A 24,979-nucleotide genomic window follows, 5' to 3' on the forward strand; every position below is an offset into this window, starting at 1 on the left:
GGGGCCGCTCCGTTCATCGCACCCGTTGGAGAGATCCGGAGTGGAAAGTATGCGACTTGCGCAGATCATGGCGAGCACGCTGGAGCGCTACGCCGACCGGCCCGCCCTAGGGGAGCGTGTGCGGCGGCTCGTCCACGCGCCCGAGACCGGACACGCCTCGCTCAAGGCGGCTCCCGAATACAGGACCATCACCTACCGCGAACTGTGGCAGCGGGTCCAAGCAGTGGCGAGCGAGTGGCGCCGCAACAGGGACAGCCCGCTGAGACCGGGCGACAGGGTCGTCGTCCTCGGTTTCACGAGCGTCGAATACACGGTCGTCGACCTCGCCTGCATCCACCTCGGGGCCGTATCGGTTCCGCTCCAAACGAGCTCCTCGCTGCGCCAGCAGCGGGCGATCACCGAAGAGACCCGGCCCGCGATGATCGCCACCAGCCTCGATCGGATGCACGTGGCGGTCGACCTGGCGCGCGAGTTCCCCGGTGTCCGGCGCATCCTGGTGTTCGACTACCACGATGGGGTGCAGGACCAGCGCGAGACGTATCTCGCCGAGAAGGAGCGCCTGCGCGGGTCCGGGACGGTCTGCGCCACCTTCGCCGAGATCCTGACGGAGGGCGCCGCGCAGGAGGCGGCCCCGCTCCACGTCCCCGAGGACGAGGAAGCGCTGTCCATGCTCATCTACACCTCGGGCAGCACCGGAAGCCCCAAGGGGGCCATATACACCGACCGGCTACATGCCGCCATGTGGGGCGGAGAAGCGTGGTCCAACCTCTTCTCCGATGTCCACGCGGTGAACATCAACTACATGCCGATGAGCCACGTGGCGGGCCACTCTTCGCTCAAGAACACGATGGCACGCGGAGGAGCGAGTTACTTCACCGCCAGCAGCGACCTCTCGACGTTCTTCGAGGACATTTCGCTCATCCAACCCACCGAGGTATCGCTGGTGCCCCGCGTTTGCGAGATGCTCTTCCAGCGTTACCAGCACGAGCTCGACAAGCGCAGGGGGGCGGGCGACGACGGCCCGGACCTGGAGGCCCGGGTCAAGGCGGACATGCGGGAGAACCTGCTGGGCGGCCGCGTCAGCTGGGCCAGCTCCGGATCCGCGCCTCTCTCGGACGAACTCCACGCGTTCGTGGAGTCGCTCCTTGGGATCGGGCTGCATATCATCTACGGCTCCACCGAGGCCGCTGGCGTGATGGCCGACGGGAAGCTGATCCGGCCCCCGGTTACCGCCTTCAAGCTCGACGACGTTCCCGAGCTAGGCTACTTCCGGACGGACCGCCCGCATCCGCGGGGCGAGCTGCTGTTGAAGACCGATTCCATCGTGCCCGGCTATTACGCACGGCCCGAGTTGACGAAGACCCTGTTCGACGAGGACGGCTACTACAAGACCGGGGATATCGTCGCCGAGGTCGAGCCGGAACGCTTGGAGATCGTCGACCGGCGCAAGAACGTCCTCAAACTCTCCCAAGGAGAGTTCGTGGCGACCTCCCACCTCGAAGCGGTCTTCGCCGCGAGCCCCCTGGTGCGGCAGATCTTCGTCTACGGCAACAGCCACCGCTCCTACCTCCTGGCCGTCGTCGTGCCCACGCCTATGGCCCTGGAGGAGCATCCGCTCGACGACGGCTCGCTGAAGGCGGAGATCAGACGGTCCTTCCAGGAGATCGCCAAGGAGGAGGGGCTCAACTCCTATGAGATTCCTCGCGACCTCCTCGTCGAGACCGAGCCATTCAGCCAGGCCAACGGCCTGCTGTCGGACCACCGCAAGCTGCTGAGACCCCAGCTGCTGGAGCGCTACGGCGGCCGCCTCGAACTGATGTACACCGAGACGGAGTCCAGGGAGGCGAACGAGCTCCGGGAACTGCGGGCCACCGGACGCGAGCGGCCGGTCCTGGAGACGGTGCTGCACGCCGCGCGGGTCATGCTCGCGGGCGGATCGGACGACATCGGCGCCGGCGTGAACTTCCGGGACATCGGCGGGGACTCCCTCTCCGCGCTCACGTTCGTCCAGCTCCTCGAAGAGGTCTTCGAGGTCGCGGTCCCCGTGGACGTCGTCATCAGTCCCGCCAACGACCTGGCGCAGGTGGCGGAGTACATCGACGGCAAACGGGCGTCCGGCGCGAAGCGCCCGAGCGCGGCGTCGGTGCACGGCAGCGCGGAAGGGGAGCTCAACGCCTCCGACCTGAGGCTTGAGGCGTTCATCGAGGACCCGTCCGATACCAGCGCCCCGGCCGCCCCTCGGGCCCAGGGGCGGCCCACGACCGTGCTGCTCACCGGGGCCAGCGGCTACCTGGGCCGGTTCTTGGCATTGGAGTGGCTGGAGCGGCTGAAGCCGATCGGCGGAAAGCTGGTCTGCATCGTCCGAGACAGGGACGCGCAGGCGGCGTGGGACCGGCTCGAAGGGTCCTACGCGGGGGGTGCCGGGGAGGCGCTGGAGCGTTTCGGCGCCCTGGCCGCGCAGAACCTGGAGGTCGTCGCGGGGGACTTGGCCGAAGAGCAGCTGGGGCTGGACGCAACGACGTGGAACCGGCTGGCGGACGAGGTGGACCTGATCGTCCACGCGGGCGCCCTCGTCAACCACGTTCTGCCCTACAGCGGCCTCTTCGAGGCGAACGTGGTGGGAACGGCGGAGCTGATCCGGCTGGGGACGACCCGCAGGCTCAAGTCCTTCACCTACATGTCCAGCGTCGCCGTCGCGGTGGCCCCACCCGAGGGGGAGCCTTTGGACGAGGAGGCCGACATCCGAAAGGCCCTTCCCGTCCTGCGCACCGACGGGGACCGGTATGCCGACGGGTACACGGCCAGCAAGTGGGCTGGAGAGGTCCTCCTCCGGGAGGCGCACGACGCCTACGGGATGCCGGTAACCGTGTTCCGGTCGAGCATGATCCTCGCGCACAGCCGGTACAAGGGCCAGATGAACGTTCCGGACATGTTCACCCGCCTCCTCTACAGCGTGCTCGCCACGCGGCTGGCGCCGCGCAGCTTCTACAGCGGGAGCGGGTCGCAGGCGGTTCCGCGTGCGCACTATGACGGCTTGCCCGTCGACTTCACCGCCGGGGCCGTCGCCGGACTGAGCGTGCGGGCGGAGGGCGGTTACCGCATCTACAACCTCGTCAACCCTCATGAGGACGGGGTTTCGCTCGACACCTTCGTGGACTGGCTGGACGACGCGGGTTACGGAATCACGCGTGTGGAAGGATACACGGACTGGGTCGAGCGTTTCGAGTCGATGCTGAAGTCCCTGCCGGAGCAGAAGCGCGGCTATTCGGTACTCCCGCTGATCCACGGGCTCAAGGAGCCTGAAGCGCCTCTGCCGGGGGCGCCGGTTCCTGCACACCGCTTCCAGGATGCCGTTCGCGTCCCCGGGATCGGCCCTGCAATGGAGATCCCGCATATTTCGCGCGACCTGATCGAGAAGTACGCCGACAACCTGAGGGAACTGCTCTAGAAACCCTGGCCGCCGGGCGGCGGAACCGCGGTTCCGCCGCCCGGCAGCTGGGCGGGCGAGGCGGGTGGCCGTTCGCACCGCCGCTCCACCGGCCGAGCCGGGCGGATTGATCAGGAAGCGCCCCTGATGCTCCCTGAAACGGCATCGCCTCCTTCCGGCAGCACCATCAGGGCGTGCGCGGCGGAGGCGAGCGTGGTATGCCGGTGCCACCCTGCGGCGGAGCGCCCGGTGTAGTCGCGCATGCCGACGCGTTCGCCGACGGTGTCCCGGCTGCGGTCGGTGAGGTCCGCCAAGGTGCGGAGGATGGACACCGCAACGGCGCTCTGCTGGCGGGGCAGAGCGGACAGCCACAGCTCCTGCGGCCACGAGCGCGACGCGGGACCCAGCCCTACGAGTGCGAACCCGGCACCACTGCGGGACCGCGCGTCCAGCCGGACGCGGACCGACGCGGCCGTGTCCACCAGCCCGGTGCTGTGCCGCCCCTGCCGCTGGAAGCGCTGCTGGGGCACTCTCGGGTCGCCCTGCACCGAGCGGCGCAGCTCCCGGGCGGCGTGCATGATCTCCCCGGCCGTGCGGGTGCGTCCGTCGTGTCCGGGCAGTGACCGGTCGGCGACCGTCAGGGGGAGACCTCCGGTGACCCGCGCGACCGGGTGCAGTCCAAAGGCGCGCAGCCGGCGCAGGGATTCGGCCGCGGCCTCGGATGCGGACGGCAGATCGAGCACCACCGGTCGGGACGGCAGCCGCCACTCGGCGAGCAGTTCCAGGCAGGCGTCGATACCGCCGGCCTCGGGTGTGGCGGGGCCGTCTCCCTCGACGTGCACGTGCCAGTTGACCGGGACCGCTGACGCGTCGGACGCGGCCCACACGCCGATCACCCTGCTGAGGTCGGTCGGCTCTCCGCCGGAGTCGAGACCGGCCGGGACGACCGTCGACCGCCGGCCGCCCCTGGAGTCGCACAGCGGGCGGATCACCCAGGCGCGCGGGGGTGCGGTGTCGACCACGTACTCGGCCAAGGAGCGGCGCATCGGCCTCCAGTCCCAGGGAGAGGTGGAGATGAAATGGTGAAGGCTCTGGTCGGTACCGGTGCCCCCGAGCAGGGCCGCCATGTTCCGGACGGACTTGCGCCCGGGCGTGGTGAGCAGGCCGCGCAGGTACTCCATCGCCCTGCGGCGCTGATCGGAGCGGCGCAGCGACGAGAACAGCCGTGCGCCGAGCTCATCGCGGAGTTCGCGAGAGGGCCCCCCGGCAGTGGGGAGTGCTGGCGGTTCGGACGGGAAGTGTTCTTCTGCGGTGGAGCTCATGGTGTCCCCTGAGTAGTTTCGGAAGGGCGCCGGGAAGCGCGCCAGAAAACACGGTCCAACGCGGGGCCGAAGAGCCCGGGCCGTTGCGCAGAACGCCATTCGGGGTGGTTTTTTGTTTTCGCGGATCCGTTTTATCCAGCGGCGCGGGAGCGCGATAACGAAGTGTCCTAGCCGGTCCGTGCTTTCCGAAAAATTCTATTTTCGGCGCTGCGGCCGAACAATGCCCGTTGTTCAGTGATTCGATGTCCGTTTTTCAGGGGGTGGAGTGGGGATTCCTCACTTCGTGATGTGACGGAATCACGGTCGCCGGGCCGTGCGCGACGCACGCACGGCGGTGACCGCGCCGCGGGTGACTCCGGCGACCACCGGTCGCCGGAGTCGCGCACTACCGTGTACCGGGACGCCCGGGCCGCCCCGCTCCCGGTCCGCGGCCGCCTCCTCGGCGCCGGCCGAGACGGAAACGCCATCGGACCCCACGGGCTCGGTAGGAAGCACGGTGCCGCTGGGCGACCGCGCCCGGCTCCATCTTGTGCAGACGCGTGCGGACCCCAGAATCCGGGCGACTCGCTCCGCATGTCCTCTCACCGAGTCGCGACCCCCGTGGCGTCGGCGCCGAGGTCCGCGGCACAAGGACTCCCAGGGCGAGAAGTCGGCGGGCACGGCGTTCGTCCCAGGGGCACGTCGTTGCGCTGGACGTAGGAACGCGTCGGTACCTCAGAGAAAGATCAGGTCCGGGTTGAGCTTCCCGTACGGGGTAGGTTTCGATAGACGACCGAGTTTCACGGGCACGTCGAACATTCGGCCAGGGGCGAAGCGGGACCAAAAGCCGCGCATCCCCGGGGCCACGACCTTGGCCACCGGGAGGCCGATGTCCGGCCGAGTCTGGTCGAGAACGAGCATCTCCATGCCTCGCTCGGCGAAGCGGTCCCGCAGCCGCCGTACCTGGGCAGCGAGGTCGTCGCAGGGCTGCACGCCGCGGTCTGGCGGAACCGTCATCCGCAGGTGCGCGGCAGGCAGCAGGTGTGGCGCGCCCCGGGTGCCTGGTCCGTCCAGCCAGGCGGCGGCGTCAGGGTCCTCCCAGGCGGCCGGATCTTGGCAGTGCGGCAGCAGCTGGCAGGCCTCAGCCACCGCGCGGCGCAACGCCACATAAGCGTCCGGGTGCGCGCCGAAACCGAACATCACCCGCTCGGGGCCGCCCTCGATACGCCGGTGCACCGCCGCCATCGCTGGCACATCCAGGTCAGAGGTGACGTCCAGGACCCACAGTTGGCGCCCCAGCGCGGCGAAGGACGCCCGCATCCGCTCCACCCACGGGTCGGCGAAGGCATCCAGATCCACCGCGGGCTGGCGGGTGCGGTTATACCACCACAGCGCGACCGCGTCCCGCTCCACCAACTCCAGCGCCGCCTGCAGGACGGCATCCTCCAGGCTGGTCCCGGCGGCGCAGCCGTTGGAGTCGGCCTGTACCGGCGTCCATTCGGGCTCGCCGGGTGCGCCGAAGTACAGCATCGCAGTGGGCAACAGCCGGAAGCGTTCCCCCGTCAGCGACCACACCGGGGTCCAATTCAAGGGGCGGTGATCGTCGAACGGATCACACACGTACTGGAACGCCCCGTGCTCGGCGTTCCAGCGGTGCCGGTCGCGGTATTGGCGCGAATCGTAGAGCATGCACGCGTCGGGATGTACGGCCCTGTCGGCCAGCTTCGCGTAGCTTCCGCGGACGACCTGCTCGTCGCCGTGCCAAGATCCGCTGTGCCGCTCCAGCGCCTCGCACAGCGCGCTGACCCGCGCGTGCAGGTCGGTGGTGCCCTTGCCGCCGTTCTCCGCGCGGGCCGCGGAGCGCAGTCCGCCCGCCTCCCTCTCGTCGGCGGCGGCGTTGGGGCCGCTGTGGTAGGCGAACGACCCGGTCGGCGTGCCCGGTACCCGGCGCAGCCCTTTGACCAGCCCGGTGACTGGGCTCACCAGATGACCGAAGTCGTCCAGCACGTCCTGGGCCGGGCGAGAGCGGTAGCCGGTGTCGTCGGCGGCGGGGCGGACGCGCAGCGTTACCGGTCGCCGAGCCTGTGCGCGCATCAAAGCAGGGTCGCCGCAGTTTCGGCACTGCGGGCGGGCGCGCAGCTCGTGCTCCTCTCCGCGCAGGGTGACGCTGTCCATGGTCCATACCGACCGCTGATGGGCGTCCCGGTAGCCGGCCACCCATTTGGCCGCTTCCAGGGAGACCAGATTGAGTGCGGCCGCAGTCAGCGCGGGCAGCGCGGCGGTCGGCGGTGCTACCGGGTGCCTCCCACCCAGGTCGCGCCAGGCGCTCAGTTCGTCCTGGCGGTGCATCCGCAGCCGGTGGGCCAGGCAGTGCCAGCACGCGCCGCCCTGGCCAGGGGTGAAGACGGGGCCGATCCACAGCCGGGTCCCCGCAGGGCGGGCAAGCAGCCATGGGCGGCCGGCGGACCGATGCGCCGCATCCACGTCCTCCAGTGCTGCGTTCAGGTAGTCGTCGCAGAGCACCACGCTAAGCGTGGCGTCGGCGTCCAGAGCGGGCATATCGGCGGCGGTGTGCGCGAGGATCTCCGCGGTGTGCACGCCGGTGGCCGCCAGGGTGCGGGCGGCGGCGCGGGCGTCGGTTCCACCTACCGCTACCGGCTGCACACGGTCGGAGGCCAGTCCCGCGGCGGCGGTGTGCGGCTCCAGACCAGCGGCCTCCCAGTAGATGTCTTCGAGGCCGGGGTCGGGGCCGGGGACAGCGGACCGCGCGCCGACGAGGCCCGCGTCGCGGAGTCGGCCGATCATGGACTCCACCGTCCCGGGGGCCAGGTCAGCGGGCGCGTCGCGCTTGAGGGCGTGCAGGTCGCGGGTGCCGTCGAGGAGTGGGGCGAGAGCCCCCATGTGCGGTCCGCGAAGCGTCGTGACGCCTCTCTCGGAGAACAGGTAAACCCTCTCTCCCGAGAGAACCTCGGCACGTAGTCCGGCCTTGAAGCCCAAGGGCTCCCCGTTGCCGTCGTCCGCGGCTGTCGAAGCGGTCATGACGCCTCCAGAGTGCGGGACGGTCCTGTGCGGAGCGGTTCCGTTGCCGGGTGCCGGGCAGCTGGCAGCCCTCGGGCGCTCCGCACGAGCTGACTCCTTCGTTCGGCACCACCCGCCCCGTGCGGCCGCCGTCGTCCGCGGACAGGCTCGGGGCCGCCCGGAGCTAGGCGCTCGAGACGGGGTGGCGGTGCGTCGGCTCGCCACCGGCTGGTGCCGCGGAGCGGAGCGGCCGGGGCCCGGCCTGGCGGCTGAGGACGCAGGAGGCAGTGACCGAGGGGTTCGCGGACGGGTTCCAGTTGTCGAAGACGTCGATGACCAGTTCGGCGGAGTGGTCGGTGGTCGCAGAGGGGGAGTGTATACCGGCGAGCGCCATAACCGTCTCTTCCGTCAGGCTCGTTTTGATGGGCACGGTGATGATTCTCCGGACAACGGGGCGGTAGGGGATAGTGCACGCATCACCTGTGCGGGCATGAATCCCTAATGGCACCCGAAAACGAGAGAAGAAGCCGGGCAGAGGCTGTCGTGCCGGTGCCCGGGCGGCTACCCCGCCACTTCAGCGCCCGGTTCCGCGGTGCCCGCCGACTGCCCCCGGGCTGCGCGGAGCGCGGCGGTGTCCGGCCGCCGGGGCAACACCACCGCGACCCGGAAGACCCCGTCAGGGGTACTCCCGTGGGTGAGCCCACCGCCTAAGGCCTCGGCCCGGGTCGCCAGGTTCTCCAGCCCGCTGGATGAGCCGCCCGCACCGGGGCCGGATGTCGCCGACGCGCCGTCGTTGACCATCTCGGCCTCGACGTTCTCCTCCACCTCGCGAATGGTGATCGCGCAGTTCTCGGCCTTGCTGTGACGCAGCAGGTTCGTGGCCCCTTCGCGCAGGACCGTGGCGATCACCGTGCTCACCTGAGTGGGTAGGTGGCCGTACTCGGTCCGCATTCGCACCTGCACCCCGGCCGTGGTCAGTACCGCCCGCACCGATCGACACTCCTCCTCCAAGGAGAGGTTCCGATAACCGTCCGCGACCGAGCGCACGTCGGCCAGTGCCTGCCGACCGATGTCCAGGATCTCGTTCACCTCTCCCTGGGCCCTGCCGTGGTGGCGCGGGATCAAGTGGTGGGCCAGCTCGGCCTTGAGGGTGAGCGCGGCGAGGCTGTACCCCAGCAGGTCGTGCAGGTCCCGGGCGAACCGGAGGCGTTCGCGCACGATGGAGGCCTCGGCGAGCGCGGTGCGCGCCTCGTGCAGGTCCACTACCATCTTGCGGAACCGGGTCAGCCCGAAGACGATCAGTCCGATCACCGCTGCCCGCAGAGGGGCGAAGAACAGCCCGCCCGGAGCGGTGGCCTCCACCGGGCTCAACGCGCCGTGGATGATGGCCACGGCGGCGATCACGGCGGCGAAGGCGGTCCAGGCCGCGGCAGGGGAGGAGAGCACCAGGAGAACGCTTCCGGCGAGATAGCCGGGAACCCCCATCCACGCGTCCGGGAGCAGGGTTGAGGGGACCAGCACCAGCACGGCGTGTGCGGCAAGGGCGGCGTGTGCGGCCGCACGCCGGTCGGGGCGTCCGAACCAGAGGCCCACGAGAAGCTGCAGGATGAGCTGGAGCACCAGGCAGGTGATGACGGCGATGCTCTCCGCGAGGGTGAACGGTCGCGAGTAGGCGAGCTGGCACTGGGTGAGGAAGAAGCCGACCACGACCGCCGTGGACAGGGCCCAGGCGCTCCGGGGGGCCCCGCTTTCGGTGGCCGCGGCCGTATCGTCGTGGGCGGTGCCCGTCGTCGATTCTGGCGTACTCCCGCTCGTAGCGGGGTCGGCGGCGCTCGGACGGGTCGTCACGGCGTCGGTCCTTTCGTAAAGGTGATGTCCGCCAAGACCGCTCGCCGGTGTGGCCGTATTCGGATGTGCATGCATCGGCCAAGCGGGATGCGGGCCGCCGGAGTCCCGACAAAAGTATCGCGGTGGTCGGACATTCCGGAGAAGTGCCCCCCTCTTTCCCGCTGCAGGGGTCCGGCGGTCCGATTCGGGAACAATCCCCAGTACTCCAGTTGTAGATCGTGGTCTTCATGATCGGGCTGCTTGCCGACGGCGGTATCCAGCCCTGCGCATCTGAGCCTGATGGCGGTCCCGCTCGCGGGCCAGGGGGCCTCGGCAGTCGTTATAGTCCGAGCTCAGAAGGTGTCCTTCGCATGTTCAGAGGCGCCCGTGAGCGCTTCGCCGTGGGGAGTACCAGCCGGAGCCGGAAGCGACGGCCGGGCAGGTATTGGGCCGTCATCGTGCCGCCGAGCCGGGAAGCGCGCTCGGCCAGGCTCTGCAGCCCCTCGGCGAGTGGCGCCTTCCCCCCGGACGGCGTCTTGCCCGCCCCATCGTTGACGATCTCGGCGGTGACCGTGCCCGCCCCCTGCTCAACGGTGATCGTGCAGTTCCTGGCCGTGCTGTGGCGCAGCACGTGGGTGGCGCCCTCGCGCAGAAGCGTCGCCACCAAGGTGCCCGCCTGCGTCGGTATGTCCCGGTGGTCGGTGTGCAGGTCCAGCGCCACACCGGCGGAGGAGAGAGCGGTGCGCACCGAGCGGCACTCCTCATCGAGCGAGAGGTCCCGGTAGTCGTAGCAGAAGGAGCGGGTGTCGGAGAGCGCCTGCCGGCCGATGTTCAGAATCTCGTTCAGTTCTGCCTGGGCACGATCGTGGTGGTGCGGCATCAGGCGATGGGCCAGCTCGGCCCTGATGATGATCTCCGAGATGCTGTGGCCGAGCAGGTCGTGCAGCTCGCGGGAGAACTGCAAACGCTCTCGGGCGACCGCGGCGGAGGCCAGGCGGTCTTGCGCCGATCGCATCCGCTCCACTGCGGTGTGTAGGTAGGAGACTCCGTAGACGGCCAGGCTCAGGTTGGTCGTGGCAACCGCGGTGTAGAAGGACACGGTCGGGTCGCTGGTGAGTACGCCCTGCACCGCTGTGATGGCGGCGAGGGCGCCGGCGAAGGCGGCCCAGCCCAGCGGCCCGGGCAGCACCAGCAGGGCGCTGCCGGCGAAGAAGGCGGGCATGGCGATCCAGGTGGAGCCGTAGAAGCCGAGCGGGGCGAAAGCCAGCACCAGTTGGACGGCCAACGTCGCACGGGTCCGGCGGAATAGGTCCGGACGGACGGCCCACCCGCAGTGCAGCATTTGCAGAGTGAACAGGGATGCCATGCAAATCGCGGCGACGGCGCGGGGCAGCAGATCGGGGTATCGAACGAGCACTTGGCCCAAGGACGCCAGGCACTGGCCGCCGAACACGGCCGCGGTGATGGTCCAGGCGAGCCGCGGCGGGATGACCCGTTCGGCGGAGGTCCCCGCGCCGTCACCGCTCCGCTGCTTGTCCGCGGACTCACCGATCAGGGCCACCAGCCTCCAATACCGGGCGCACGTCCGCCCGCTTCCGTAGAGCGGACGGATCTGACGCCGAAGAGCAAACTAGTATATAACTCCGTGAAGAGAAACCCTCGAATCGTGAAAGCGACACGTCCTTCAGGGAAGCTTTCGGTATTGGGATGCGGGATGCGGATAGCGCTCTCTCGCCGTAAGGAACAGTGAGGCTTTTTCACCATGAGAACCCAGTTCCCAGCAGGGGTGATTCAAAGTCGTTGATCGTCTCAGTTCTCGCCGGTCAGGCGAGCCCGATGAGATCGAGCGGGCGGGTGGAGCACGCGTAGGAGACCCACCGGATCGCATCCAGGGCTGATTCGAAGTCGTCTGGTGAGAGCGATGAAGCAGGTCACGGCATCATGACGATCGCGGCAATCGGCCGACATACAACAACGGAGCTATGTAGAAGCGGGGGGACATCACTCTCCGGCTCCACAGGAACTCCGTTGCCCCACCAGTCTGCCCACGCCCCCGGTCCCCGTGGCAGACGAGACCAGCGAGATCGCCGCCGTACAGGACCTGCTGGGCCCCATCGACATCGGCGGGGCCGTGGTCACCGCCGACGCGCTGCACACCCAGAGGGCCACCGCCCGCTACCTCACCGAGCAGCGCGGGGCCGACTACACCCTCACGGTCAAGCGCAACCAGCTCGCCTGACCGGCGAGAACTGAGACGATCAACGACTTTGAATCACCCCTGGCCGAGCACGAGGTCCTCCACACCGCCGCAGCCGTCCCAGAACTCACCCTGGAAACCAGCTAACCCACTGTCCACGAAACCCGGGGCTTGACATACCAAGCGACCGTGACGGGGATGTTCTACTCTCCCCGGCGAAACGCGGGTCTCGTCCGGCCCGCTATCCCCGATGGGTGTACTGCGCAGACAGGGTTATCCGGTGACTTTTCAGGTCTTTGCGGCAGGGGTCGGTGCCTCGGCGGGATCGGCTGCCCGTCCTTCGCGGATCGTGGCCGCCAGCACCGCTGCGACCAGCAGCACCACGGCGCCGCTGGCGAAGGAGGCGGCGTAGGAGTCGGTCGCCTGGCGTAGCAGGCCGCCGAGGAAGACTCCGGCGCCCGCGGCGAGCTGGTGCAGCAGCCATGCGGAGCCGAGGATGCCGCCCATCGCCCCCGCACCGAAGCGGTCGGCGATCACGCCGGTGGTCAGCGGAATCACCGGGAAGGACGACACGCCGAACAGTACGACTCCGAGGACGAGCAGCGGAATGCTGTCGGCGAGGGCGAGGACGGCGAATCCGGCCGCGCGCACCAGGTGGAGCGCGATCAGCGGTCGGCGCTTGCCCCAGCGGCGCGCGGCCCACTGCCCGCTCGCCCACATGGAGGCCGCACTGCATACCGCGACCAGCGCCATCAGCCATCCGCCGACCGAAGCCGATCCGCCCAGCTCCACGGCGAACTTGGGCATGTGGGTAGTGAACATGTACAGCGAGTAACCGCAGCCGGCGAAGCTCAGGCTGGTCAGCCAGAACTGCCCGTCCGCCAGTGCCTGGCCCATGCGGGCGCCCGCGGCCGGAGGCGCCGCCGCGGCCGGCGCCCCGTCGGGCCGCTGCCCGACGTCAGCGGGATGGTCGCGGGAGCCGAACCAGATGACCGGAGCGACCAGGGCGAGCATCACAGCGCCCAGGACCGGGAAAGCCGCGCGCCACCCGGGCCCGGCGATCAGTACGCCGGCGAGGGGGAGCAGCAGGAGCTGGCCCGCGTTGATCCCCATCGAGCTGCGCGCCAGCGCCTGCGGGCGCCCGCGCACGTGCCAGCGGGCGACCAGCACCGACGCGGGCATCGAGCTGCACCCGGCGAAGCCGATGGCCGCGGCTACGCCGGCCAGGAGAACGAACTGCCACACCTGCTGGACCCCGGCCAGCAGGACGAACGAGACGCCCATCAGCGCCGCGTTGGCCGTCATCACCGTGCGGGGGCCGAACACGTCGATGAGGCGCCCCATCACCGGCTGCATCAGACCCCACACGATCATGTTGACCGCGACGGTGCCGCTGAGCACGTCGAGGCCCCAGCCGAACTGCCGCGTCAGAGGGGCGAAGAACTGGCCGTAGGCCAGGTTCAGTCCGAAAGCGCCGGTCAGAGAAGCGAAGGCGACCGCAACGATGCGCGGCCCGAGGAACGGTCGTGTGTGCTCCCGTGCCATCCCGATCTCCTCAAATTAATGTTTTGATGTCCATGTCTCCATTAGCATCTCCGGGTGCAGCTTTCCACGGATCGGCAACGGGATCAAGGTGCAGCTAGCATTAGCTCATGGAGGCCAGTCGAGGATCCCCGCAGCTGGGTACGAACGTGCCGCTCAGCGGCGAACCGCTCGCCCTGGACCTGGTGAACACGACGTTCATCGACGGAGGGCTGCGCGGCCGGCTCGTCGACGTGCTCGTCGAACCACTCCAGCTGGACCGCTGGTTACGCGAGCACGCAGAGGCATTCGATCCGGGCCTGTATGCGACCGTGTCCGCCGCTCGCAGCACGCCGGACCAGCTCGCAGCGTTCCGCCGACTGCGGCAGGCGCTGCGCGACTGCCTGGAGGCGGTGACAGCCGACCGAGTCCCTCCGGAGGACGCCCTCGCCGCGGTCAACCGGCACGCCCGCGACGCCGCCCACTGGAGCGAACTCCTCGCCGACGCCCCCGTCACGGCGGTGCGCCGGTGGCAGACGGCCGACTCGATGCGGGTCGCCGCCGGAGAGATCGCCTCCAACGGCATGGCCGTGATGACCGGTTCCCTGCGGAGTCGGCTACGCGCGTGCCAGGCGCCCGGGTGCATTCTGTTCTTCGTGAAGTCACACCCCCGCCGGGAGTGGTGCAGCCCGGCCTGCGGGAACCGCGTGCGGGTGGCCCGGCACGGCCGGCGCCGACGCCATGACCCGGACGGCCGGAACTGAGTCGGCGGGGTCCGCCCTGTCGGACGCGCGCGTGTCACGCCCAGGCGGGCAGGTGTGGTAACGCGGCTTCGGGGCGGCAGTGCGGCGGCTGCGGGCCGCACCGAGTGGGCGGCGACGGTGCAGCGGCCGGGGTAGGTGAGCAGGGGTTCGGCCCACCCGGCGCCGACATCGCGCGGGTAGCCGGTCACGATCAGGGTCTGGGTCCAGGTGTTGTCGATGGTGAGCCGGCGCGGCCCGATCTCGACGGCGGGCCCGCCCAGGCGCCCAGAGCCCAACGGGTGTGCCAGGCGGTGCAGCAGCTGCTTCACATCGCCTCCTCGGCGATATCGGTTCCGGGGTGGGTCGCGGGGTCGGGGTCGGGGTGGAGGCTGTCGTGCAGGTAGGCCCACACCTGCTCCCCGTTGCACACCCGGGCCCGCAGGCCCAGCGCGCCGAGTTGGGTGGTGACGTCCTCGGCGCGCTCCGCCAATCCGCCCCCGTGGGAGCCGGTGGCGGTGAGCACGAGCAGCAGGTGGCGCTGCAGCAGCTCCCGGTCGGCCTGCAGCCGGGCCAGCCACACGGCGTGGTCGCGGGCGGCCTGCTCCAGGTCGGGGTGGGCCAGCGCGGGCGCCCGCTGCCCCAGCAGGTCGATGAGCGGGGTGAGGTCGTGGCGCCGGGCGCGCACCAGGATCTGGGCGGGCTCGGTCAGGGTGTGCAGGACGCCGGCGAAGGCGCCGATGGCGGCGTCCTGCTCACCGGAGGAGGCCAGGGCGAGGTTGAGGGTGGAGCACTCCACCATCACCGCGTGGCGCTCGCCCAGGTCGATGGTGCCGTCCTCGCCGATGGCGCGGGCGGGCAGCCGCAGCGGCGCCAGGGCGGGGTGGCGGCCCTGTGTCGGGGCCCAGGCGGGCAGGTGCCGGATGCCGCCGGGGGCGCCCACCCGGCGTTTCGGTGCGCGCCACCACCGCAGTCCGGCCCAGGCCAGGGCATCCAGGCTGAGGCCGTCGCGGTGGCCGGCCACCACCGCCACCCCGGTGCCCACGAGCGGGGCCACGGCCAGGCCCAGGGCCCACAGCGGCAGATGCGGGCGCAGCAGCCACAGCAGCCCCCAGGCGGCCAGCGCCAGCGGGGCCAGCAGGAGGAGTTGGCGGGCTGAGAGCCCGGCGATGAGGGGGGCGGGCCGGTCGATGTCGGCGGGGATCTGGGTGCGCCAGCGGGTCCCGGTCTCGGTCGTGCTCACTGGTCGTCGTCCTTTCGGCGGTTGGTGCGGCGCGGCGCTTGGGGGCGGGGGCGGGCGGGTCCGTCGCGCGGGTTGGGTGCGGGCCGACGGCGCGGCGCCGCAGGATCCGGCTCCGGTTCCGGGCTGGAGGAGGCCGCCGGGGTGCGGCGTTGCGGTGCGGCGAACAGCGACTGCTGGCCGCGCCCGGGCCGGCGCGGCTCCTGCTGGGGGTCGTGGCCTTCCACCTCGCCCCACCGCTGGGTTCCCCGGCGCGGCGGTGGCGGGGGCTTGGCGGCGCGCGGCGGACCCGGCCGGCGCGCCGAGGTTGGCGGGCGCGGGCCGGGAAACAGGGGCTGCTGGCCCCGCCCCGCCCGCGGCGGCTCTTCGGGCCGGGCGGGCGGCGTGTCGCCCCACCGCTGGGTGGAGCGGTTGCCGGAGACCCGGGCCGGTGGCGGGGTCGGCAGCACCCCTTGGCGCCAGCGCCGCGGCCCGGGAAACAGCGACAGCTGCACGGGACGGCCCTCGGGCTCGGATGCGGGCATGGAACCTCCCTGACGGTTCGCCCCTGTGGTCGGGCGCGCGGCGGCTCCGGGCGGGCGCACCGGCGAGCTCGGGTGCGATCCACTCGGGTGGGGATGTCGGAGCGCGCCCCGAGCAGCAGCCGCGCCCCGTTCGCCGGAACCGCTGCCGGGCGCGCCGCTCGCGGTGGTGCTGCGCCCGGCTGCCGCTGAGGCGCGTGTTCCTTTCGCCGCGGCCCCGCGGGAGCCCGCCCGGCCCGCCGGGCCGGGTCCGCGCGGTGGCGGGCGCCGCCCGCCACCGGACGCCCCCGCACCACCACCGCCGCCGCCGCGGCGCATCGCCCCCGCGGCAGCACCGCCGCTGCCGCGGCCGGGCAGCACCTTGCGGAACACCAGCGCCATCACCGCCGTGCGGGCCGCCGAGGCCAGCGGGGAGGAGCCCACGTTGGGCCGCCACACCAGGTGGAACACCCAGAACGGCACCCGCACCTGCAGATACAGCAGCGTCAGAAACAGCGCGATGGTGACCAGGCCCTGGCCGCCGCCCTCGACGACGTGGACCTCGCCTTGGAAGATGACGCGCATGAACGCCGTGAACGCCAGGCTCTGGGCGATGGGCACCGCCAGCAGCCCGGCCATGCACCGCCACCACAAGGACGCCAGCCGCTGGGTGTAGGGCAGGGCGTGAAACGCCAGCAGCAGCGGGGCGGCCACCACCAGAGTGACGGCCATGACGATGCGCACCGCCTCGATCACGCACCACACCACCAGCAGCACCACCAGGGCCACCAGCAGCAGGATCACGAACAGCGTCGCATCGACCACCAGCGTCGACAGCCGGTCGTTAAACCGCTGCGCGGCCCGGTCGGCGTCGATGCCCAGCGCCGCAACACCTGCGGCGATGCCGTTGGCGCCGCGGATCATCTCCTCACAGATCCACAGCGAGGCGTGGGCGGCGACGAAGCCGACCACCAGCCGGGGCAGGATCTCGCGGGCCGAATACCGCTGCTGCAGGCTCTGGTGGCACAGGACGGCCACGCCGCCGGCCAGGATCGCCAGGACGTAGAGCACGCTGGTGGCCTCCAGCACCCCCTGCCACAGGGTTTCCATGCCGCCGGTGGGCCGCGGGGTGTGGAAGGCGCGCGAGCCCAGCCAGCCCATCAGCGGTTCCAGCGACTGGACGACCAGGTCGTAGAACCAGTTGGTGACGTGGCAGCTCACCTCGAGCGCGCCGCAGTCGGCGAACTCCTCCGGCACATCCAACCCCCCGCCACCGCCGCTGCTGTCGCCACCGTCGCCGCTGCTGTTGTCGCCGCCACCGGGGCCCGAACCCGGCTCGGGTTCTTCGGGCGGCGGGGCGGGCGAGGGGCTCGGTGACGGGTTAGTCGGCGGCGCGGCGGGCGGGCTGGGCTCGACCCCGGTTTCGGGCTCGGGCGGGCGCGGCTGCGCGGGCAGGAGGGCCACGGGGCTCACCCGCCCCCCACGTCGCCCACGATGAACTCGAGGACGTCGAGCAGCACCGTGGCCAGCAGCGCGATGAGATAGCCCAAAGCGGCGCCCATCAACGACCGGCGGGCCTTGTCGGTCTCGCCGGGGTCGCCGCCGGCCAGCAGCCACCGCAGCCCGCCCACGGTCAGCAGCAGGGTGGCCAGCGCGGCCAGCAGCGCGATGATGACCTGGCGGATGCGCTGGACGACGTCGATGAGTTCCTGCGTGCCCTGGCCGCCGCCCTGGGCCAGCGCCGCCGACGCGCCGGGCACCGCCAGCAGGAGCCCGGCCGCAGCGGCCACGGCGGCGGTGCGCACCGCGAGGCGGCCATGGCCCCGAGCGCGGGACCTCGATGCAGATCGGGGGCGTGTCACCTGTGCACCTCCTGTCGGAGACGGGGTGGAGTCCGGCGCCGCCCGGTGCGGGCCTCCTCCCTTCCACAAGGCGGCAACAGGCGGGCGGGTGCTGTCAGGGCGCGAGCAGCAACCCCCGCGGGCGGCGCCGAACTCACTCCGCAAAACTCGCCACGGGCCCCGGCGGAATCGACACCGCCGGAACCAGACGGGCGGCACCGGGATTCAGCGCGACGGGACGGAACCACCCGCACCGGCGGTGGGGGCGCTCACGCGGGCGCCGATGGCGCCGGCCGCGATGGCCGCGGCCAAGCGGGCCTCGGCGCGGTGGCGGCGCTTGTGCACGGTCTTGTACCCCGCGCCCAGGTCGGCGGCCACCCGATGCAGGGTGGTGCGGGCCAGGCGGGTCTCGCCGATCAGCTGCGCTTCGCCCGCCGTGATCACCCCGCAGGCCACCGCATCGGCCAGCACGAGGTCGGGGTGGCCCCAGGGGGGCCGCGGCGCGGCCGACTCGTTGAGCTGCTCGGGCAGGCGGGGGTGGCGGTCCTCGCGGTGGCGGGCCCGCATCCCGGCGCGCTGGGCGCGGCACCGCAGCCGCCACACCAGCCGGGTCCACTCCAGGTTGACCGCGCCGACCGCGGTGACGAACCCGGCCAGGACTTCGGCTTCGACATCGGCGGCCGCGGCCGCATCCAGCCCGCGGGTGGCCCGCCGGGCCGCGGCGCGCAGCCCGGGCAGCGCCAGCCCGATCGCGGCCACCATCCACTGCTCTTCGTCCCGGGCGCGGGTGATGATCCGGCGCCAGGCCCGGTCGCGGTCGCGGTGGCTCGTCGAGGGTTCCAGTAGCCAGGTCCGGACCTGTTGGAGGTCCATGACCGCGGGGGGCACGGGTCCGCCCGCGTCCGGACCCTCGGACACGGCCTCCGGAGTGAGCCACAGGTCGTCGGCCAGGCGGGCGAAGGCGTGCTCGGCCGCGCGCAGCGGCGCGATTGTCGCGGCGGTGTCGGTGTCCATGAGAACGGGGCCTCTCTCAGACGCGGCGTCGATTCCGCGCCCCACCACAACGAACCCGGTGGACACACCACCGACCATGCGACAACAGCCGACCGACACTGCGCCCACCGACCGTGGACACACCGGCGACACACCCGGCGTGAGACCAGATACGCCGAGGAGGCCGTCGGCGGATCAAATGAAGACTACCCAGTCCTACCCTCGCGTGCAGCCCACCGTCGACGGCAACGGCACCGCCTCTAGGCCGGCGGCCTGCTACTGACCGAGTTTGTGCGCGCCACCGGCCTCGACACGGCGATTTGCGCCGCCCTGGCCCGCTGGCGCAAACCCACAGCCCTGTACGATCCCGCCAAGACCTGCACCGATGTGGCCATCGCCCTCGCACTGAGCCGCGACTTCCTGGCCGATGCGGGCCTGCTGCGCGCCGAAACCCGCCCTGTACGGGCCCGTGGCCTCGGGAGCCACCGTCTCGCGCACCATCACCGCCCTGGCCGCGATCCGCGCCGACACCGTTGGCGGCACCACGCCTTCCTCGCCTGGCTCACCCGCTCGGGGCGGTGGCTGTCCTCTTCGGTGCCCGTGACCATCACCGCCGACATCCACACGGCCATCAGCCGCATCCCCGCCGCGGCCTGGAGCCCGGCCTACAACGCCGACGGACGCCCCCGCGAGGGCGCTTGGATCTGCGAGGTCACCCACATGGTCGACCTGAGCTCCTGACCGAAGGGGATGCGGCTGATCGTGCGCGCCCAGCGCACTCATCCCGGCGCACAGCCGCGCATCACCGACGCCGACGGCAACCGCATCACCTGCTTGGCCACCAACACCCCGACCGGCCAACTCGCCGATCTCGAACTGCGCCACCGCCGCCGCGCCCGCTGCGAGGACCGCATCCGCGCCGCCAAAGACGGGCGCACATAATCTGTCCTGCCCGGCTTCGCCGCCAACCGGATCTGGTTGGAGCTGGTCCTGCTGGCCCTGGACCTGACGGCCTGGGCCCAGATGCTCGGTTTGAGCGGGCTGAGGCCCGCCGGTGGGTCCCCAAGCGCCTGCGTTTTCGCCTGTTCAGCGCCACGGGGCGGCTGGTGGCCACCGGCCGCCGCAGGCTGTTGCGGTTCAACCGCACCTGGCCGTGGTCCGACGTGCTGACCGGCGCGATCCAGCGGCTGCTGCTCCTGCAAGCCCCGACCTGAGGCGGCGTGTACCGCATCGACGAAACGAAAGGTCCATCCTGGAGCCCGTGGACTCCGGCGCCCCACCCGAGCTCATCGGGCTGAACCCATACCCGGACGGGTCCTATCCCGCCCGCTGGTGGAGCACGGACCGGGTCGGTCATTTCGGCGGCGCAGCCTCATGAAAGATCCATGGTAATAGGGGCTACGGAACTCGGATAGGAACCCGCAACTCGGGTGCACAGCATCGGCGCCAGAGTGCGCTGGCCCCTCAATTAGCCTGCCCTCATCGAGGTATACCTCGACGGGACTATCCTCGCCGAGGACGTGGGCCTCAGCGAGCACTGTAACGTGCAGGGCGGCGCAGTCGGAAGCGGCGTAGACCGCCGCGCTCGCGATCCCGGCGTCCCGGCAGGAACGGGCGACATGCACTGCGCCCCGCCCGGCGTATGCCGCTTTGAACACCAGTGGCGGGCCGACCATCCCCACGGGCGAAGGCTCATGCATGTTAGAGGTCAGTGGGACGCAATCGAAGAATTTACACCACCGCAGAATTCGGATCCAAGAATAAAGCTTAGCCCAAAATCCAAAAGACAAAATTACTGGAAACAAGGAGGGTAAGCATCAAGAGAATATTGAGATTCATCGAGTGCTTGGGCTCCTGCGCTTCCGACTTGGCCATCGCCCGACGATGGCCCTGCACGTATCGACTAATCTCAGCGGCAGCCCGTTTGTGGGCCTTGTTTCCGAGAATATTGCCAAGCAGACTGCCTGACATTCCTATGCAGATGTATGAGTCCCCGCTCGAGCATTGCAACTCTAAAGGCGGTTCACGCTGAAACAGAACCCGCTCACCCGTTCCCACCTCGACGACTTCATCGCCTGCTACCGGCCAGGACAAGACCGTACGGCGCGGGTGGAGTCCGAGCGGTTCAAGCCGTTCAGCTACGAAGAGCTGGTCGCCCGCGACAAGGCCAACCTTGACATCACCTGGCTGCATGACCCCGGACTTGACGAGGTCGAGGACCTGGCACCGCCGGAGGTGATCGCAGCCGAGATCGTCGAGGACTTGCAGGCGGCCCTGGATGAGTTCGCCGCAATCGCCGAGTCACTCAATGGGCAGGACGCGGACACAACGGGCACCTGAGCTCCGGTCTCTCTGTATGGCGGTTGGCTCCTGAATCGGAGAAGTCCGTCCTGCGGAGAGACACATAGGCGATTTCGGAAATGTTGTTGGGGCGTCCCCGCGTGCTCACCGTGCCACTTGGGATTCCGCTTCGCTTCATCAGGCCGCGGGCGAAATCGCCCGCGTGGGCGAAGGTTCTTTTCGTGATTGTGTTGCTGGCTGACCTGGAGTAACGCGTTCATGGTCCCGGTTGCGCCGCAGACGGCGGCGCCGGATCGGGAGGTGGACTCATGGCGGCAACCACGACGGCGGCGGTTGGTGACACGGGCCCGTTGGGGCTGATGCGGCCGGTGCCGCGCGGGTCGGGGGCGCCCAGGCGGGCGTTCTGCGGGCAGCGGGCCGCTGAACGCCCTGCAGCCGCGACGGCGGCCGGGGGACGGGCAGGGCCCGGGGCGGTGCCCGCCGGTTGGACCGGGCCGCGGGTGGCGCCCGCGGGGCGGGCTCCGGCCGGGTGGGACGCGGCCTCGGCGGTCCGGGCGTTGTTCGGGGAGCTGCGGCGGCTGGGGATGCGGCGGGTCTACGGCTCGGCGGATCCGAAGATGTCGGTGTTGTCGCTTCCTGGTGGGGTGACGGTGTGGGCGGTGGCCGGAGCCTTCACCTGGCGCGACGCGGACGGGCGGGCGGTGTGGTGGTCAGGTGAGGACGCCGTGGGTGCGGCTCGGCGGCTGGCGGCGGAGGTGCAGCGGCGGTAGACCCGCCCGATAGCCGAGAGCCCCTGACCGTGCAGGTTCAGGGGCTCGGTTGTGTTGGAGGGCGGAGGTTCGCCATACCGATTTCCGGCGGGCTATGGGCGAGGTGCTCACCGACGGGCGGCTCCAGGGGCGGGGGCGCGCACCCGATGGGGACGGGCCCCCTCCAGTACCCGGACGGTAGGGGCGTGTCAGGGAATGTGGGCGAGGTCGTCCAGGAGGGTCTCGGCGGCTGCGGCGGCCGCGCCGGTCGCGGGCAGTTCGCGTCCGAGGCGCCGGGTGGCGCGGGCGATGTTGGCGCACAGCAGCAGGCGGCACAACCTCCCACTGCGGGTAGACAACGGCCCGGCGAACCGGCGCAGGACCTCGTCCGCGACATGGGGCACCCGTAGCGAGGCCGACCACAGGCAGGCGGCGTCCCACCCGGTCGGGGCCATGCCCCAGCTCTCCCAGTCCAGCAGCATCAGCTCGGGGCCGGTGAGGTTCGCGTACCCCAGGTCGCCGTGGGCGCAGGCCCATTCGCCGTCGGGGATGCGGGTGTCGATGCTCGGGCCGTAGATCTCGTGGATGCGGCGTGTGAGGTGGGCGGGTTCCAGGGCGGTGCGGTCGGTGGTGTGGGCCGCCAGCGTCTCCAGCGCGGTCGCCAGACCGTGCCACCACCCCGGGTCCAGGTGGGGGTCGATGGTGATCTCGCCGGTGGTCGAGAGGGCGAGGGCGGGGGCCAGGGTGGTCTCCTCGGCCCGCCACACCACCTGACGGTCGGTGTCGGACCAGGTGGCGGCGGCGATCCAGCCGGGGCGCGGAACGCGGTCGCTGATCGCCGCCGCCGCTGCCTCGGTTCCGATCCAGGCGGAGGGGTCGAGGCGGGTGCTGTGCCGCCAGGACAGGCGCACCCAGGTGCCGGCGTCGGTGCGGAAGCCCGCGGTGCCGTTGGCCCGGCCGTAGTGGGCGGCGGCCCCACCCAGGTCGCGGCCCAGGCGGGTGCGGGCCTGGTGCAGCACGTCGTCGAGGTCCACGGCCGAGAGGTCGTCCAACCCGCGTGGCGGGGTGCTGGTGTCCTGCGAAGGCGGCATTAGGCGGTACTGATCCTTTCGGCTCGGCGGCGCAGGAGGCCGCGGTATTTCTCGATCGCTTCGGGACAAAGGCTCAGGCCCTCAGCGTGCACGATCTCGGACAGATGCGCGGCCGAACTCGTGCCGACGCAGAGCCGTTCCACCGCTGCGGGTAGAGCGAAGGCCGCCGCCGCCACCCGTTGAAGGGGTGTCGCCTGCTGCTGGGGTGGCACGAGGAGCGAGGTGTCGATCGTGGACCAGAGCGGATCGGCGGCGCTGCCGCCGAAGGGCGCCATGCCCCACACCTGGCGGGCGCCCGTGCGGGAGGCGAGGGTTTCGGCGGCCTCCAGCACCGGGGCGGGTGCACTGAGGCCGGCGCGTACGAGCACCGTATCCGGGCGGGGGATGTCCGAGTCGTCGATCGCCAGTTTGTGCGGGCTCCAGGAGGAGATTCCCCAGGCGCGGCAGTATCCGGCGTCGGTCATCTCCGCCAGCGTCTGGCAGGCCCGCCCGAGTCCCGTCGCCGAGGTTTCGGGGTTGTGCAGCAGCACCGTGTCCGGGAGGCGGCCGAAGTCCTCGGGGATCTGCTGGATGGCTGCCTTGAGCGAGGCGGGCGCCAAGCGGTGGCCCTCGGGGAAGAAGCCGACCTTGGTGCTGATCTCGAAGGAGCCGATGAGGTCGCCTGCCGCGTGTGCCAGGCTCCGATGCGCGGTGTGCTGCTGGTAGTTGGCGGCGGTGTCCAGCTTGTTCACACCGAGGTCGAGGGCGGATTCGAGTAGATCGCGTCGGGGACCAGTCCGGTATAGCCCGAGGACAGTCCTTCGTTCAGGGGAGCGCATAGGCCTTCCTCGATCAAATGTGCGGCCACGGTCGTGAGGGCCTCGTCTTGGCCGTGGATGCGGACCGAGTGTCCCGACAGCAGGGGGCGCAGTGCCGGTTCGGCGCGGGGGTGGAAGGTGAGCCGCTTGCCGCCGCAGATGACCTGCACGGCGTCGTCATCCACGGTGATCCGGGGCGGAAACTCGGTGATGGCGACCACGTCCGTCGGCACCGACGCCCCCAGCGCAGTGATCAGGGGCGTGTGGCGAGCCGGTGGGGTCTCCGCGCGGACCTGGTCGAGATACCGTGCGGGCGGATTGGCGTGTGCCGCCTCCGCGAGCTTGGCCACGAGCCGTTCATCATCGCGCGGGCCCCGAGCGCTCTCCAGGTCGTGGCGGAACTCGGTGTCGCCGCGGACGGCGTCGGCCAGGAAGCCTGCCCACGTGACACCGGTGCGCTTGGTGAAGCCGAACGTGGCGTGCAGGGAGTGGCCGGTGCTTCCGGAGTCGACGCGGATCGCGGTGTGCCACCATCCGCGCGGGATGTGCATCACGTCCCCGGCGGACATGCATCCTTCCCACACGATGTCTTCAGGCACGTCGACGTTGGGCTCGGCGTCGCGGTACATCGGGGCCGGGCGTGAGGGGCCGCGGACCTGCCAGTGCTTTTCTCCGGAGAGTTGCACGACGATGACATCGTGGTCGTCCCAATGCAGGTCGAAGCCCGGGGTATCGCCCACGGCCAGATAGCAGTTCACCGAGACCAGTTCCCCCGACCACCATCCCAGCGCTCGGCAGGCGACTTCCATGGTCGGGTCGAAGGTGTCGACCCCGTCCAGTACAACGGTGCCGCCGGCATCCAGGACGGCGCCCAGCGCTGCCATGTTCGCCTGCTGGACCGCCTGTTTGCGTCGACTGACGGCGGTGGTGAGATATCGGGACGGGTGCAGTTCCTGGCCGCCGGAGTAGCAGCGGAGCTGCGGGTTGTACAGGTAGCGGCGCTGGATCGTCTCCAGCAGCCGGTAGGGAGTCATCAACCGGGTGAGCAGTTCGGACTCGGCCAGGGTTCCGCGGGCGAACTCCACGCCCACGGAACCCGGCCCGTCCCAGCCGAACGCTTTTTCAAGGGCGGTGACGAGCCGGTGTTCCATGGCTACTCCTACTCCCGGGGAAGGTTCAGGTCGCGGTTCTCGCCGTCATCGCCGGCCGAGGTGCCCGTGGGGTCGGAGTGCTCCGCGCCGACACGGTCATGGGCAGCGCCGACTTCCTCGACCATGAGCAGGAGGCCGTCCTCGGGTGGCGTGGGATTGGATACGGATTCGCTCATGCGGTGTTCCTCTCTTCTCTTTCGCAGTCCCGCCTGCCATCAGCGCAGGTGTGGGTACGGCGGGTGGAAGCGGGACCGGCCGGTAATCGTCTACGGCGGATCCGTAGAA

Annotated in this window: 20 protein-coding genes and 1 pseudogene; 6 read left to right on the forward strand and 15 right to left on the reverse strand. The window is 70.7% G+C overall.

Annotated features, from left to right (window positions below):
- The first annotated feature begins 49 nt into the window (after positions 1–49).
- Positions 50–3,448, forward strand: coding sequence for a carboxylic acid reductase (gene car / locus EKD16_RS18040; RefSeq protein ID WP_207391339.1), 3,399 nt, complete (start codon positions 50–52; stop codon positions 3,446–3,448).
- 110 nt (positions 3,449–3,558) lie between these two features.
- On the opposite strand, the gene EKD16_RS18045 is transcribed toward car, so the two are convergent.
- From EKD16_RS18045 to EKD16_RS18065, 5 genes are all read right to left on the reverse strand, one after another.
- Positions 3,559–4,749 (reverse strand): IS701 family transposase, encoded by a 1,191-nt coding sequence (locus tag EKD16_RS18045; protein WP_131099457.1) that lies wholly within the window; start codon positions 4,747–4,749, stop codon positions 3,559–3,561.
- A gap of 714 nt (positions 4,750–5,463) precedes the next feature.
- Entirely contained in the window at positions 5,464–7,767 is a 2,304-nt protein-coding gene (locus EKD16_RS18050; protein ID WP_165498601.1) for a TOMM precursor leader peptide-binding protein, read from the reverse strand.
- Between the two features lie 163 nt (positions 7,768–7,930).
- Positions 7,931–8,176, reverse strand: coding sequence for a hypothetical protein (locus EKD16_RS18055; RefSeq protein WP_131099458.1), 246 nt, complete (start codon positions 8,174–8,176; stop codon positions 7,931–7,933).
- 131 nt (positions 8,177–8,307) lie between these two features.
- Complete coding sequence (locus EKD16_RS18060) at positions 8,308–9,594, reverse strand: sensor histidine kinase (RefSeq protein WP_242677034.1); 1,287 nt, start codon at positions 9,592–9,594, stop codon at positions 8,308–8,310.
- Between the two features lie 319 nt (positions 9,595–9,913).
- Positions 9,914–11,134, reverse strand: coding sequence for a sensor histidine kinase (locus tag EKD16_RS18065; RefSeq protein ID WP_242677035.1), 1,221 nt, complete (start codon positions 11,132–11,134; stop codon positions 9,914–9,916).
- A gap of 501 nt (positions 11,135–11,635) precedes the next feature.
- Between EKD16_RS18065 and EKD16_RS26620 the strand changes: the two genes are divergently transcribed.
- Positions 11,636–11,812: a hypothetical protein gene (locus EKD16_RS26620; RefSeq protein WP_207391340.1), complete on the forward strand. Its 177-nt coding sequence runs from the start codon at positions 11,636–11,638 to the stop codon at positions 11,810–11,812.
- A gap of 246 nt (positions 11,813–12,058) precedes the next feature.
- On the opposite strand, the gene EKD16_RS18075 is transcribed toward EKD16_RS26620, so the two are convergent.
- Positions 12,059–13,315 carry an MFS transporter gene (locus EKD16_RS18075; protein ID WP_131099461.1) on the reverse strand — a complete coding sequence of 419 codons (1,257 nt, stop codon included), beginning with the start codon at positions 13,313–13,315 and terminating at the stop codon, positions 12,059–12,061.
- A gap of 107 nt (positions 13,316–13,422) precedes the next feature.
- On the opposite strand from EKD16_RS18075, the gene EKD16_RS26225 reads away from it, so the two are divergent.
- Positions 13,423–14,055 (forward strand): CGNR zinc finger domain-containing protein, encoded by a 633-nt coding sequence (locus EKD16_RS26225; RefSeq protein ID WP_131099462.1) that lies wholly within the window; start codon positions 13,423–13,425, stop codon positions 14,053–14,055.
- 304 nt (positions 14,056–14,359) lie between these two features.
- Here the strand turns inward: EKD16_RS26225 and EKD16_RS18085 are convergent, their stop codons facing one another.
- The 4 genes from EKD16_RS18085 to EKD16_RS18100 form a co-directional block, all read right to left on the reverse strand.
- Complete coding sequence (locus EKD16_RS18085; protein ID WP_131099463.1) at positions 14,360–15,274, reverse strand: PrgI family protein; 915 nt, start codon at positions 15,272–15,274, stop codon at positions 14,360–14,362.
- The gene (locus EKD16_RS18090; RefSeq protein WP_131099464.1) at positions 15,271–17,235 is read right to left on the reverse strand and encodes a hypothetical protein; all 1,965 of its coding nucleotides are present in this window, start codon (positions 17,233–17,235) and stop codon (positions 15,271–15,273) included. Before EKD16_RS18090 ends, EKD16_RS18085 begins: the two co-directional genes overlap by 4 nt.
- 5 nt (positions 17,236–17,240) lie before the next feature.
- A complete protein-coding gene (locus EKD16_RS18095; protein ID WP_131099465.1) occupies positions 17,241–17,576 on the reverse strand; it encodes a hypothetical protein in 336 nt (111 codons plus the stop codon).
- A gap of 261 nt (positions 17,577–17,837) precedes the next feature.
- Positions 17,838–18,626: a hypothetical protein gene (locus EKD16_RS18100; protein WP_131099466.1), complete on the reverse strand. Its 789-nt coding sequence runs from the start codon at positions 18,624–18,626 to the stop codon at positions 17,838–17,840.
- A 178-nt stretch (positions 18,627–18,804) separates the two neighbouring features.
- Here EKD16_RS18100 and EKD16_RS18105 point away from each other — a divergent pair.
- Positions 18,805–19,819, forward strand: a pseudogene (locus EKD16_RS18105) (transposase).
- Between the two features lie 72 nt (positions 19,820–19,891).
- Here EKD16_RS18105 and EKD16_RS18110 read toward each other — a convergent pair.
- Positions 19,892–20,305 (reverse strand): biotin carboxylase N-terminal domain-containing protein, encoded by a 414-nt coding sequence (locus tag EKD16_RS18110; protein WP_341351844.1) that lies wholly within the window; start codon positions 20,303–20,305, stop codon positions 19,892–19,894.
- 409 nt (positions 20,306–20,714) lie between these two features.
- On the opposite strand from EKD16_RS18110, the gene EKD16_RS18115 reads away from it, so the two are divergent.
- A complete protein-coding gene (locus tag EKD16_RS18115) occupies positions 20,715–20,945 on the forward strand; it encodes a hypothetical protein (RefSeq protein ID WP_207391341.1) in 231 nt (76 codons plus the stop codon).
- A 587-nt stretch (positions 20,946–21,532) separates the two neighbouring features.
- Positions 21,533–21,676 (forward strand): hypothetical protein, encoded by a 144-nt coding sequence (locus tag EKD16_RS18120; protein WP_242677036.1) that lies wholly within the window; start codon positions 21,533–21,535, stop codon positions 21,674–21,676.
- Between the two features lie 188 nt (positions 21,677–21,864).
- On the opposite strand, the gene EKD16_RS18125 is transcribed toward EKD16_RS18120, so the two are convergent.
- From EKD16_RS18125 to EKD16_RS25455, 4 genes are read right to left on the reverse strand one after another with little or no spacing between them, the layout of a single operon-like run.
- Complete coding sequence (locus EKD16_RS18125) at positions 21,865–22,746, reverse strand: protein kinase family protein (protein ID WP_131099468.1); 882 nt, start codon at positions 22,744–22,746, stop codon at positions 21,865–21,867.
- Positions 22,746–23,477, reverse strand: a complete 732-nt coding sequence (locus tag EKD16_RS18130; protein WP_165498602.1) for an aldo/keto reductase — start codon at positions 23,475–23,477, stop codon at positions 22,746–22,748. The genes EKD16_RS18125 and EKD16_RS18130 overlap by 1 nt, the downstream gene beginning before the upstream one ends.
- The gene (locus EKD16_RS18135; RefSeq protein WP_131099470.1) at positions 23,474–24,694 is read right to left on the reverse strand and encodes a JmjC domain-containing protein; all 1,221 of its coding nucleotides are present in this window, start codon (positions 24,692–24,694) and stop codon (positions 23,474–23,476) included. The genes EKD16_RS18130 and EKD16_RS18135 overlap by 4 nt, the downstream gene beginning before the upstream one ends.
- 8 nt (positions 24,695–24,702) lie before the next feature.
- Positions 24,703–24,870: a hypothetical protein gene (locus EKD16_RS25455; protein WP_165498603.1), complete on the reverse strand. Its 168-nt coding sequence runs from the start codon at positions 24,868–24,870 to the stop codon at positions 24,703–24,705.
- Positions 24,871–24,979 lie beyond the last annotated feature (109 nt).

The organism is Streptomonospora litoralis, assembly GCF_004323735.1.
Taxonomy (GTDB): Bacteria; Actinomycetota; Actinomycetes; order Streptosporangiales; family Streptosporangiaceae; genus Streptomonospora; species Streptomonospora litoralis.